Below are 11,938 nucleotides of genomic sequence, written 5' to 3'. Positions count from 1 at the left end.
GTTACTGGCTGCCGTAACGCTCGAGCCAGGCCTCCTCGAGGCGCTCCATCCAGCTCGGGTGTGGCTCGGGGAGCGTCTTCGACAAGGCCTCGGCAGGCAGGGCGGCCGGATTGTCACGATCGTCGATGAAGGCCGCGCGAGCCTCTTCGTCGAGGGCATCCAGGTCGAGCACCGTGCGATCACCCCATACGGCGGGGTCCTGCTTGTGCGTCTGCGCTTGTGGCGAGAGCAGGAAGTTGGCGGTGACGAGTGCGCCTGCCTTGTGGCTTGCATTGAAGGGAATGGCGACGAAGTGCACGTTGCCCAGGGTGCCACCATCGAGCACGTAGCTGCGGGTGGTCGGCGGCAGCTGGAAATCGGCCACCGCCGCGGCCGGCTCAGAGGGGATGAAGGTGAAGGCCATGCTCAGCTCGCCGTCGCCCATCAGGCGTTTCATCTCCGGGCCGCTGGCCGGAAAATGGCGGCCATCACGCCACAGGTGCGGATGCAGGGCATCCAGGTAGTCCCACAGCGGGGCAGTGACGGCGGCGAAGTCGCTCTTCTCGACCGGCTTATAGAGCGGCGCGGTGTCATTGGTCAGTTCAATCAAGGCCTGCTTGAGGAAGGTGCTGCCGGTGAAGTCAGGCACCAGCGGATAGGTGAAACGGCCAGGGTTATCCTCGGCCCAGTCGAGCAGTTCAGCCATGTCGCCTGGTGGGGTCTCGAGTCGGGCGCTGTCGTAGTAGAAGGTCAACTGCGCCTTGCCCCAGGGGGCCTCGAAACCGCCAGTAGGTACCGTGAAGTCGACACGCACCTCGGGGTTACTCTGAGGGCGCGTCAGGGCGTAGTTGGGCAGGGCCTCGGCGAAGGGGCCGAACAGCAGGTCGTTGTCCTTCATGGCGGCGAAGTTCTCGCCGTTGATCCAGATCAGGTCGATGGCACCCTCGTCGAGGTTGCCGGCGGCCTTCTCGGCGATCACCCGCGAGACCGCGGTGCCGGTGTCGCTCAGCTTGACGTGGACAAGCTCGATATCGTGGCGTGCTTCGAGCTCGTCGGCGACCCAGGCCAGGTACTCATTGGTGCGGTTATCGCCTCCCCAGGCATTCCAATAGACCGTCTGTCCCTTGGCGGCCTCTTCGATAGCGGCCCAGCTCTTCAGGTTCGAGTCGCCGATGGTCGGTGTAGCGTCCTGGGCAAGACTCGGCAGGGCGGTGACGGCCAGGGCGATGGTGGCTAGCGAGCGGCTGAATGCACGCGTTCGGGGCCGCAGGCGGGCGAAGAGGGGGGCGATCCGGTTCATGGCGAGAGTCCTTTTTCATTTAGCGTACAGAGTAATAGGGCGTGGCGTCAGGCAAGGCCGCTATTGTCAGCAAGCGCCCGCCATTCATTGCGGACATGCGCAACGATGGATGGCGACAGGTAGTGCTCGACCCGGTCGGCGACATGGGCGATCAGCGCCGGATCGCTCAGTTCTGCCGACCAGTCTTCTCCTCGTGAGGCGGCGTCGCGAGCCCTTTGCTGCTCGACCTGCCATTTGGCGCACCATGTCACTGACCACAACCACATGGCCCGACGGGACTGCAGCAGCTCGTCGGCGTTGATGTGGGCACCGCGTTTGGCCATGGCGGCGGCCCAGTGACGGTGAAAGGCGCGGACGTCGGCAAGGGTCAGCTCGGCATGGCTCTGGGTATCCCAGGTGGTCGAGGTATAGAGGCTGGCATGGGCCAAATCGAAACCGGGGAGGCTGTAGCGGCACTTTTCCAGGTCGACGAGCATCGCTTTACCGTCATCCTGTATCAGGAAGTTGCCGGGATGGGCATCGAAACTGATCAGCGCGGGCTCGGACCGCGTGGCTTGCTCGCACCATTGTGTCAGTGCGGCCAGATCCTCAAGGAGTTGACGGCGCACGTCGGGCGCAACCTGTGCCTGGTCAAGATAGGCGGCCTGTTCGTGAAGCTCCGTGAGCATGGCTGACCAGGGGTCGGTCGGTGCCAGTAAGGGCGCTCGCTCTGCGGATGCCGGCAGTGGTTGGGCATGAAGGCTGGCCAGGGTCTCGGCAATCGCCGGCAGGTCTCCGGGTAGCCGCGCCGAGCGCCCGCGGATCGCCGAGACCAAAAGCCCGCCTCTTGGCAAGGCATCACTTGCAGGCAGTACCGCCTTTAGCGCTGGGGTATGCCCGCCGCGACTCGCTCGCGTGAAACAGGCGGCCTGATAGGCGAGATTGTCATCAACGGCGAGGCGCATCTGGCTCTGCTTGGGCAGTCGTGCGACCCAGTCCTCGCCATTCTGGCGGGAAAGCCATAGATGAGCGTGGGCCAGGCCCTTGTCGGCCATCGGGGTCAGCGACAGGAGATCATCGTCGAGGCGTGATGCTGCAAGGGCCTTTCGTAGCGGCTCCTTCAGGGCCGCGGTGGTCTGTGTCGCGGCGGCGGTGTCCGTCTCGAGCATAGTGGCCTCGGGTCAGAAAAAGGATGAGTATCCTGGTTTGGTCGTCTGTCGCCTGCAAACCTTACAGCAACGGTGTGTAAGGACCTTACCCCAGCGCCACGGCATGTATCAGTAGATGTTTGATAAGAGGTTTTGTTCTGTGCAGGAAAAAATATCGCCAGTCAGGTGTTAGCCGCGCCATGCATGAGCGACCAAGTTCTACGTATCGCGATCAAGCGCCAAGCATCCTTGTGCGGTGAAATGATTCGAGAAGTATACCCCGGGGTATCAGGAAGATGTCGACAATCCCGAGGCGCTGTTTGCCCTGGGTAGAGCGCTCTTCCAGAGCGCGGGTCTCAGTAACACTGGCGTGGCCTATAGCTGCCACGGGGTTGATCAAGATCGTGCCTATTAGGCCACCTTCGAGACGCCTTAATCCGCCAAGGGTGGCGATGGGCGAGAATCAAGCAGGCCTGTGTTCTATGCAGCGACTAGGGTGAAGATATCACCCCCGATTTCTGGACCTCGCCATGTCGCCTGTATCCTCCGTGTCCTCGCTTTCTCCCGCCGCCGATGACCGAGCGCTCTCCTTCAAGCGTTACGCCCGGCCGGAGCTGTTACGCATCGGCCTGGTCCTGCTCGATACCGACTACACACTGGAGCGAGACTGGCATCGACTGGTGGGTGATGACATGGAGCTCTTCTGCACGCGTATGCCGACCCGCGCTGAGGTGACACCCGAGGCACTCAAGGCTCTGGAAGCGGGCATTACCCCAGCCGCCGCGACCCTGGTGCCGGGATTGCCGTTGCATACGCTGGTCTTCGGCTGTACCTCGGGAGGACTCTTGATAGGAGACGTGCCGATCGCCGAGCGCCTGCATGCGGTGCGAGCGGAAGTCGCCGTCACGCATCCCTGGCTCGCCATACGCGCCGCCCTTCAAGCCCTCGAAGCGCGCCGCATTGCGGTACTCACGCCCTATGTGCGAGCAGTCGATGATGCGTTTTTCACTGCCTTCTCGGCGTTAGGCATTGAGGTGGCGGCGATTGGCGGCTTTCGCCTCGATCATGACCCGGATATACCGGCGATCGATCCCGCCTGCCTGGGGGATGCCGTGGCCACCTTGCTGGAGGTCGGGGGGCCGGTCGATGCAGTCGTACTGCCGTGCACCAACCTGCGTGCGTTGGATGTGCTCGGTGAGCTTGAGCAGCGCTTCGGCGTACCCTGTATCTCGAGTAATCAAGCGCTTTACTGGCATGCCCGCTGGATCGCTGGGCGGCCGACTTGCCAGGAGGGCTTTGGACGCTTGCTGACCGGCGTTTAAAAGAGGCGGGTTTTTCGTATTCCGGCCCTTGAGAGATCGGCCTCTAGCGATAGTGAACCGGATGAGGCCGATCTTGACTATGTTGTGAGACAGGTGGGGAGCAGGGTTAACGGTTTGGCCGGGGCCACGGGGCGATGTCGCCGGCAATACGCTTGATTGATGTCTGGCTAAACGAGACAGGGTAGATGCCATGAATGCCATCACATCCCATTGCACACGACGTTGGCGGCTGTGGGTAAGCCTCACGATCATGTTGCTGGGGTCATTGCTTGCCTGGATGGGGCCAACGCTCGCTCAACAGGAAAGCCGGGAGCCCAAGGGCCTGGTGATGACGCTTGATGGTGCGGTGGGTCCTGCTACCGCCGACTACTTTATCCGTGGCCTGCAACGGGCGCGGGATGCCCAGGCGGAACTCGCGATCCTGATCCTCGATACGCCAGGCGGGCTCGACGCCTCGATGCGTGACATGATCAGTGAAATGCTGTCGTCACCGGTGCCGGTCGTTGTCTATGTCGCCCCTGATGGCGCGCGTGCGGCCAGTGCCGGTACCTATCTCTTGTATGCCAGTCATGTGGCCGCCATGTCGCCCTCCACACATCTGGGCTCTGCCACGCCGGTGAGTCTGGGCGGCGGCGGCCTGCCTGGTTTGGGTGATGAGCGTCCTGAGGACGGTGAGGGAAGCCAAGGCGAGTCACCGGAGGGCAAGGCGCAGGAGGGCGAGCAGCGTCGCGATGAAGGCGCGTCTGGCGAAATGGCCCCGTCAACTGATGCCACCACGCCTCAAGCGGCGGAGGACCCAGCCGCCGATGCCCCGAAGCGGCGTGGCAGCACCGCCATGGAGCGCAAGGTGCTCGAGGATGCGGTGGCCTATATTCGTAGTCTCGCGGAGCGCCACGGGCGTAACGCCGACTGGGCCGAGCTTGCCGTGCGCGAGGCGCGCACCCTGATCGCCCGCGAGGCGCTGGAACAGGGTGTCATCGATGTTCGTGCATCCAATCTCGAGGACCTGCTGGACCAGATCGACGGCCGAACCGTGGTCATGGAAAGCGGCGAGCGGGTACTTAACACCACCGATGTGACCCTTGAACGCTTCGATCCGGACTGGCGAACAGAGCTCTTGTCGGTGATCACCGACCCCAATGTCGCCTACTTTCTGATGATCATCGGCTTCTACGGGTTGATCTTCGAACTCGCCAATCCCGGTAGCCTGGTGCCCGGCACTATTGGGGTGATTTCGCTCTTGCTGGCGCTGTTCGCCTTTCAGGCACTGCCGGTCAACTTTGCCGGCCTGGCGCTGATTCTGGTGGGGTTGGGGCTGATAGTCGCGGAAGCCCTGATGCCGAGTTTCGGCGTTCTCGGCATTGGCGGCATCGTGGCCTTCGTGTTTGGCTCGGTGATCTTGATGGATGCCGAGAATCTGCGCATCTCGTTGCCACTGATTGCTGGCGTGGCGGCGATCGCGGCGGGCTTGCTGATGTGGATGGTGATCCATTTCACCCGTCTGCGCCGACGGCCAGCGCGTACCGGGCCGGAAGAACTGCTGGGCTCAGAGGCCAGGGCCCTGGAGAGCTTCGACGGCAAGGGACACGTGTGGTTGCACAACGAGCGTTGGCGAGCGTGTGCCTCCGTGCCAGTGCATGAGGGGCAACGGCTTAAGGTGGTGAGTCTTCAGGGGCTGACCGTCGAGGTTGAACCGATTGACGTATCATCAGATGACACAGAGCCGGTGGGACCGAGTTCATCCAAGGAGGTGTGAGCCATGTGGATTTCCTATCTAGTGCCGGTGGTATTGCTGATCTTGCTGTTGGCAGCATCGATTCGCATCTTGCCGGAATACAAACGCGGCGTGGTGTTCTTTCTGGGGCGCTTCCAGCGCGTCATGGGACCGGGGCTCGTGATCATCATCCCTGGGATCCAGAAGATGCAGGTAGTCGATCTGCGAGTGATCACCATGGATGTGCCAGAACAGGACGTGATTTCTCAGGACAACGTCACCGTCAAGGTGAACGCGGTGCTGTACTTCCGGGTGGTCGACCCGGAAAAGGCGATCATTCAGGTAGAGAACTTCGTCAACGCCACCAGTCAGCTGGCTCAGACGACGCTGCGCTCGGTCCTCGGCAAGCACGACCTGGATGAGATGCTCTCCGAGCGTGACAAGCTTAATGATGACATCCAGGAGATCATCGACAGTTCCGCCGAGAGCTGGGGCATCAAGGTGGCCAACGTCGAGATCAAGCATGTCGACCTCGACGAGAGCATGATTCGCGCCATCGCGCGCCAGGCCGAGGCAGAGCGCGAGCGGCGTGCCAAGGTCATCCATGCGGAAGGTGAATTGCAGGCCTCGAAGAAACTGGTCGAAGCCGCCAATGTGATGTCTGAAAACTCGGCAGCATTGCAGCTGCGCTATCTGCAGACCATGAGTGACATGAGCAACAAGAATGCCTCGACCATCTTCTTCCCGCTGCCGATGGATGTCATGCAGGCGTTTCGAGATATGGGCGAGTACCGCAAGGCCACGCCGCCCCGCGAGGCTGAGTAACAAGGCCATCACATCGTGACGAAAGACACGAGCCTGCCACTAACGGGGGGGCGAGTCGCTTCCTTTCGCTCCCCTTACCTTGCTTGCCTGAAAGGGCTCGAGGGGTGCAGGTAATACCGTCAGCTGTTAGAATCCTGCGCTTGTCGAAAAAGACGTTGATACGATTAAGGTAGAGAGTTGCCGCAATGGCCTCTGCCTGTGAGTGACGGGATGAACCACTGTGAAAGTTGATATGACAGTAGAGACAACAGTTGATGCTCTGCATCCCCTGCCAGCCACTGGCAGCACCCCGCCCTAGCGTCCCCTTTCCCATCCTGTCGCTGCCTTCATGGCAGCGACATCGTTTGGCGTCATCCTGACGACAAACGTGCTGTGTCGCGACACGTTTCACTAGCCCCGGTGCCCCTCAGCGGGCAGGCCGTGGCCGGCGTCGCGTTTAGGCGGCCCCTGTATCTCGACGTTACCGCGCCACGCGCTTCGCGCCTTCGGGCATGACATGGACCCACGACTGGACCGCAGAATGATCCGATCAATCAAGCAAGACTGGTTTTCCAACATCAAGGGCGATTCGCTATCGGGAATCGTGGTGGCGCTGGCACTGATTCCGGAAGCTATCGCCTTTTCCATTATCGCCGGCGTCGATCCCAAGGTCGGCCTCTATGCCTCTTTCTGCATTGCGGTGATCATTGCCTTCACGGGCGGCCGGCCGGGCATGATCTCGGCGGCGACCGGTGCCATGGCACTGCTGATGGTCACGCTGGTCAAGGAACACGGCCTCGAATACCTGCTGGCGGCGACGCTGCTGACGGGTGTGCTGCAGATTGCGGCGGGCTATTTACGGCTCGCCGATCTGATGCGCTTCGTGTCGCGCTCGGTGGTGACCGGCTTCGTCAATGCCTTGGCGATCCTGATCTTCATGGCGCAGTTGCCTGAGCTCACCGATGTGACCTGGCACGTGTATGCCATGACGGCGGCGGGCCTGGTCATCATCTACGGCTTCCCCTATGTGCCGTTGATCGGCAAGACGCTGCCGTCGCCGCTGGTGTGCATTCTGGTACTGACCGCGGTGTATATCATTTCAGGCATGGATATCCGCACCGTCGGCGATATGGGTGAACTGCCGGATACCCTGCCGGTCTTCCTGTGGCCGGAAGTGCCGCTGAACCTCGAGACACTGTGGATTATCCTGCCTTACTCGGTGATGTTGACCGTGGTGGGCCTGCTCGAGTCGATGATGACCGCTACCATCGTCGATGATCTGACCGATACGCCCTCGAACAAGAACCGCGAGTGCAAGGGGCAGGGGGTCGCCAATATCGGGTCGGGCCTGCTTGGCGGTATGGCGGGCTGCGCGATGATTGGTCAGTCGGTGATCAACATTAAATCCGGCGGTCGCGGGCGCCTGTCGACGCTCGTGGCGGGCGTGGTGCTGCTGATGATGGTGGTCTTCCTCGCTGACTGGGTCTCGCAGATTCCCATGGCCGCGCTGGTGGCGGTGATGATCATGGTCTCCATCGGTACCTTCAGCTGGACCTCGATCCGTGACTTGAAGAAGCATCCTTTGAGCACCAATATCGTGATGCTGGCGACCGTGGTGGTGACGGTCAGCACCCACAACCTGGCCATCGGCGTCTTCGTCGGCGTGCTGCTGGCGGCGCTGTTCTTCGCCAACAAGGTCGGCAATATTCTCTACATTGGTTCTGAGGCCACCGAAGACGGCCACGGTCGTCGCTATGAGGTCGTTGGGCAGGTGTTCTTTGCCTCCGGCGAGCGCTTCATGGGCGCGTTCGACTTCAAGGAAAGCGTCGAACGGGTCGAAATCGATCTTTCCCGGGCGCACTTCTGGGATATCACGGCCGTCGAGGCGCTGGACAAGGCGGTGCTCAAGTTCCGTCGTGAAGGCACTGAGGTCGAGGTGATCGGCCTCAACGAAGCCAGCGCGACCATCGTCGACCGCTTCGCGGTCCATGATAAGCCCGATGCCGTGGATAAACTGATGGGCGGCCACTGAGCCCCAATCGCGCCGGTGCTGTTCAGCGCCGGCGCATTACGGTAGAAAGGCAAGATAGAGATGCTACTCACCTGCCAAGGACCAGCACCATGACCGATCAAGTGATGGCAGCCATCGACGGCTCTCACTTCTCTACCGGCGTATGTGATTACGCCGCCTGGGCGAGCCAGGCAATGGCGGCGCCACTGACCTTCCTGCATGTGGTCGACAACCATCCGCAGGTTGCTGAAGCTAACCTGACCGGCAACATTGGCCTGGGCTCTCGCGAACACCTGCTCGAGGAGTTATCGACGCTGGACGAGCAGCGCGCAAGGCTTGCCCAGGAGCACGGCCGGGTGACGCTTGATGCAGCGAAGGCGCGTGCTGTCGAAGACGGTGTGGAAACGCCCGCGTCTCGCCAGCGTAACGGCGAGCTGGTCGAGACCCTGACCGAACTCGAGGACGAGATTCGTCTATTGGTGATCGGTAAGCGTGGCGAGTCTGCCCACCAGGCGCCTGAACATCTGGGGTCCAATCTCGAGCGTGTCGTGCGCAGCCTGCATCGTCCCATTCTGATGGTGCCCGATGAGTTTCGTACGCCGCGCCACGTGATGATCGCCTTCGACGGCAGCAAGACGACCCGCAAGGGTGTCGAGATGATCGCGCAGAGCCCGCTATTCAAGGGCGTCGATTGTCATGTGGTGATGGTCGGGGCCGAAGTGGCCGATCTGCGCTCTCAGCTCGACTGGGCCTTGAAGACGCTGTCGGATGCCGGCTTTGAGGCCCATGGCGAAATCCGCGCCGGCGAAGTGGAATCAAGCCTGCGGGGCTACGCCGATGAGCACGACATCGACATGCTGGTGATGGGGGCCTACGGTCATTCACGAGTGCGTCACCTGCTGGTGGGTAGCACCACCACGACCATGCTGCGTCGGGCTAGCCTGCCGGTACTGCTGTTGAGATAGGCTGATCAGGCAGTACAGGCAACCAGTACAGGAGACCAGTACAGGAGACGAGTGCAGTGAGCCAGATTCTGGCGTCGTGATTGGCTCAGGAGCAACGTCGCACACTCGAAGGACCGGTGATGCGGTCCGTTAGGATAAGGCCCCGCCCCGGCGGGGCCTTTGACGTTCTGAACCGCTAACCGGAGGCTTCATGAGCTATCGCACCCTGCTGAGGGAGCATCGTGGACTGCTTGGCATTGCCTTTCTGGCGATGTTTTCGTCGAGTCTCGGCCAAAGCTTCTTCATTGGGCTATTCCAGGTGCCCATCAGTGAGCGATTGGGGCTGTCTACCGGTGAATTCGGCACCGCCTACGCGCTGGTCACCCTGGTCAGTGGCTTCGCCATGCTGTGGTTCGGCCCCAGCATAGACTGGGTGGCGCCACGTCGCTTCGCAGTGACCATTCTGTTGGCATTGCTCGTCGGTATAGCGCTGCTGACGCTATCGCCCTGGTGGCTGGTCGGGTTACTGGGACTGGGGCTGGTTCGCCTGTGCGGCCAGGGCATGATGAGCCACCTGGGCAATACGCTGGCGGGACGGGAGTTTACCGCCATGCGGGGTCGAGCCCTGGGGCTTGTGGGTATGGGGCTGATGCTGGGTGAGACATTACTGCCCCCTCTGGTCGCGGGTCTTCTGGTATGGCTTGGCTGGCGCGAGCTGTGGTGGAGTCTGGGCATGGTGATCGCCGTGGCATGGGGGCTTATGTTAGTTGGCGCACCCTGGCCGACAGCACCGCGCTCGCGGAAAGACCGGCGAGCGGTCGATGAGGGTCCACGCCCCTTTTGCGAGAGGCGCTTCTGGCGATTGCTGCCGTTGCTGATGCTGCTGCCGGTGACCATGACGGGGCTTTTTATCTATCAGGCCCAACTTACCGAGGCCATGGGGAGTTCGCTTGGCATTTATTCCCTGGCCCTGACGGGCATGGGACTCGCCAAGCTGCCCGGGGCGTTGCTCGGTGGGCATTGGGTCGACCGCTTAGGACCTGTGCGCCTGGCGCGTCTCTATCTACTGCCCTTCGCCCTGGCGCTGCTGCTTGCCATCACGCTTGGCGGGCATCTGGCGGTAATGGCCTTGATGATAGGGGGAGGGCTTGCCATGGGGGCCCAGGAGTCCATCGCTACCAGCCTGCTGGTCCGCCTGTGGGGTGCCGAGTACCTGGGATCCGTCCGCGCGACTCTCAGCGCGTGCATGGTGTTCTCCACGGGTATTGCCCCGGCAGTTCTTGGGGTGGCGCTTGATATGGGCGCCTCATTCTCGGCGGTGCTTGCGGGCATGCTGGCGTTACTGGTCGGCAGCTGGTTGCTGGCACAATCGGTGCTGGCAAGCCCTGAAGCACAGGGCGTTAAGCGCTAGCTTGAGAGGGACCTTTCGGCGCCTAGTGCTTTGGGATTGGCGAATAACCGGGCCATATCATCGGCTGGATCCACCCATGATGGGTTATCATCGGGTTCCTTTTTCTGTCAGGAGGTCTACCGATGACGATCGTTCGACACGATACCAAGGCACGCATGAGCCGTGCGGTAATCCACAATGGCGTGGCCTATCTGTGTGGCCAGGTCGCAGGTCCCGATGCCCGTCATGGTGATATCGCCGAACAGACCCGCAGCATGCTTGCGCGGGTCGAGGCGTTGCTCGATGAGGTAGGCTCAGACCGCAAGCACTTGCTTTCCGCGACGGTCTATTTGAAGGATGGCCACGACGTGGCGGCCATGAATGAGGTGTGGGATGCCTGGGTGCCTGAAGGGCACGCACCGGCGCGAACGTGCATCGTCGCCCCGATGCCTGCCGATGAGCTCAAGGTCGAAATTACCGTGACCTGCGCCATCATAAAGGGCTAAGCGGCTGAGCACTCTTCCGGGGAGCGCCTTTGGCGCTCTCCATACTGTCCTTCCTGCTACTGTCCTTCCTGCTACTGGTCTTCGCCCGGGACACCGTCAGTCGTTTACGAGCTGACATCTTCTTCGACGGTCGTTGACTCGTCTGTCAGCCAGCCTGCCAATCGGGACACCAGGCTCTCGTCGATGATTGCTTCGCCGTCACTCAGTCGGATACTGAGAGTATCGCCGTTGGCGATCGTCATCTTAAGGTGCTCAAGGCGTTCACTTCCTGTCAGCGTCATCGTCGCCAGCGGCATCTCAAGAGCCGAAAGCCGCGGGGTCATTGTCACCTGCCAGGCGTCGTTATCACCAGACAGCACCAGCCGGTAATCATCGGCAAGTGCCGAAAATTTTCCGCCCATGATATCGACCATGTGTCGCTGAAAGGTGCTGCGCTCAGGTAAAAGGGCCTGGATATCGGCCTTTTCATCGCTATCCGGCCCATAAGCTACCTGGCCTTTAGCAAAGGTCAGCACCTGTTGAGTGGGCGATCCGAAAAGCCAAATTAACTGGCGGTCGCGCTGGTAGAGGAAACGGCCCTGACTGTGCAGGCGGACTTCCTGGTCGGCCATCCAATGTCGTTGGCGGAAGTGACCTTGCAGCCATTCGGAAGCCGTCAGGCGTGTCTCAAGGTCATTGAGGTCGAAGGCCTGTGCTGGCAGGCATACCATTGCCAGAGGCAGCATGGCGAGCACTCTGATGTTCATGATCTCTTCCGGGTCGCGGCGTGGTTCATTGAGGTCTCTTGCGTCGGTCTACGGGAGGGCGACTAGTGTAACGCAGGACCGAGCCGGCATCCGCT

General features: G+C 61.4%; 10 protein-coding genes. 7 read left to right on the top strand and 3 right to left on the bottom strand.

Annotation, left to right across the window (positions count from 1 at the left end):
- Nucleotide 1: 1 nt before the first annotated feature.
- Together ETC27_RS01590 and ETC27_RS01585 are read right to left on the bottom strand one after the other, a co-directional pair.
- Nucleotides 2-1,279, bottom strand: a complete 1,278-nt coding sequence (locus ETC27_RS01590; RefSeq protein WP_136253232.1) for an ABC transporter substrate-binding protein — start codon at nucleotides 1,277-1,279, stop codon at nucleotides 2-4.
- Nucleotides 1,280-1,326: 47 nt separating this feature from the next.
- Nucleotides 1,327-2,427, bottom strand: a complete 1,101-nt coding sequence (locus ETC27_RS01585) for a protein kinase family protein (protein ID WP_136253231.1) — start codon at nucleotides 2,425-2,427, stop codon at nucleotides 1,327-1,329.
- Nucleotides 2,428-2,936: 509 nt separating this feature from the next.
- Here ETC27_RS01585 and ETC27_RS01580 point away from each other — a divergent pair.
- From ETC27_RS01580 to ETC27_RS01550, 7 genes are all read left to right on the top strand, one after another.
- Nucleotides 2,937-3,728: a maleate cis-trans isomerase family protein gene (locus tag ETC27_RS01580; protein ID WP_136253230.1), complete on the top strand. Its 792-nt coding sequence runs from the start codon at nucleotides 2,937-2,939 to the stop codon at nucleotides 3,726-3,728.
- Between the two features lie 190 nt (nucleotides 3,729-3,918).
- Complete coding sequence (locus tag ETC27_RS01575; protein ID WP_136253229.1) at nucleotides 3,919-5,484, top strand: NfeD family protein; 1,566 nt, start codon at nucleotides 3,919-3,921, stop codon at nucleotides 5,482-5,484.
- A gap of 3 nt (nucleotides 5,485-5,487) precedes the next feature.
- Complete coding sequence (locus ETC27_RS01570; protein ID WP_136253228.1) at nucleotides 5,488-6,267, top strand: slipin family protein; 780 nt, start codon at nucleotides 5,488-5,490, stop codon at nucleotides 6,265-6,267.
- 520 nt (nucleotides 6,268-6,787) lie between these two features.
- Complete coding sequence (locus tag ETC27_RS01565; RefSeq protein ID WP_136253227.1) at nucleotides 6,788-8,278, top strand: SulP family inorganic anion transporter; 1,491 nt, start codon at nucleotides 6,788-6,790, stop codon at nucleotides 8,276-8,278.
- An 89-nt stretch (nucleotides 8,279-8,367) separates the two neighbouring features.
- Nucleotides 8,368-9,222: a universal stress protein gene (locus tag ETC27_RS01560; RefSeq protein WP_136253226.1), complete on the top strand. Its 855-nt coding sequence runs from the start codon at nucleotides 8,368-8,370 to the stop codon at nucleotides 9,220-9,222.
- Nucleotides 9,223-9,412: 190 nt separating this feature from the next.
- Nucleotides 9,413-10,612 carry an MFS transporter gene (locus ETC27_RS01555; protein ID WP_136253225.1) on the top strand — a complete coding sequence of 400 codons (1,200 nt, stop codon included), beginning with the start codon at nucleotides 9,413-9,415 and terminating at the stop codon, nucleotides 10,610-10,612.
- 122 nt (nucleotides 10,613-10,734) lie between these two features.
- On the top strand, nucleotides 10,735-11,097 hold the full coding sequence (locus tag ETC27_RS01550) for a RidA family protein (protein ID WP_136253224.1): 363 nt from the start codon (nucleotides 10,735-10,737) through the stop codon (nucleotides 11,095-11,097).
- Between the two features lie 104 nt (nucleotides 11,098-11,201).
- On the opposite strand, the gene ETC27_RS01545 is transcribed toward ETC27_RS01550, so the two are convergent.
- Nucleotides 11,202-11,843 (bottom strand): LolA family protein, encoded by a 642-nt coding sequence (locus ETC27_RS01545; protein WP_136253223.1) that lies wholly within the window; start codon nucleotides 11,841-11,843, stop codon nucleotides 11,202-11,204.
- Nucleotides 11,844-11,938 lie beyond the last annotated feature (95 nt).

This window comes from Onishia niordana (genome assembly GCF_004798965.1).
Taxonomy (GTDB): Bacteria; Pseudomonadota; Gammaproteobacteria; order Pseudomonadales; family Halomonadaceae; genus Onishia; species Onishia niordana.
The sequence above is the reverse complement of the archived record's forward strand: the minus strand, read 5'-3'. Positions and strand labels throughout refer to the sequence as shown.

Bases quoted from the DNA above. Each gene is read 5' to 3' on its own strand.
- ETC27_RS01575 (WP_136253229.1), top strand. From the start codon at position 3,919: ATGAATGCCATCACATCCCATTGCACACGACGTTGGCGGCTGTGGGTA.
- ETC27_RS01565 (WP_136253227.1), top strand. From the start codon at position 6,788: ATGATCCGATCAATCAAGCAAGACTGGTTTTCCAACATCAAGGGCGAT.
- ETC27_RS01580 (WP_136253230.1), top strand. From the start codon at position 2,937: ATGTCGCCTGTATCCTCCGTGTCCTCGCTTTCTCCCGCCGCCGATGAC.
- ETC27_RS01590 (WP_136253232.1), bottom strand. From the start codon at position 1,279: ATGAACCGGATCGCCCCCCTCTTCGCCCGCCTGCGGCCCCGAACGCGT.
- ETC27_RS01570 (WP_136253228.1), top strand. From the start codon at position 5,488: ATGTGGATTTCCTATCTAGTGCCGGTGGTATTGCTGATCTTGCTGTTG.
- ETC27_RS01555 (WP_136253225.1), top strand. From the start codon at position 9,413: ATGAGCTATCGCACCCTGCTGAGGGAGCATCGTGGACTGCTTGGCATT.
- ETC27_RS01585 (WP_136253231.1), bottom strand. From the start codon at position 2,427: ATGCTCGAGACGGACACCGCCGCCGCGACACAGACCACCGCGGCCCTG.
- ETC27_RS01550 (WP_136253224.1), top strand. From the start codon at position 10,735: ATGACGATCGTTCGACACGATACCAAGGCACGCATGAGCCGTGCGGTA.
- ETC27_RS01545 (WP_136253223.1), bottom strand. From the start codon at position 11,843: ATGAACATCAGAGTGCTCGCCATGCTGCCTCTGGCAATGGTATGCCTG.
- ETC27_RS01560 (WP_136253226.1), top strand. From the start codon at position 8,368: ATGACCGATCAAGTGATGGCAGCCATCGACGGCTCTCACTTCTCTACC.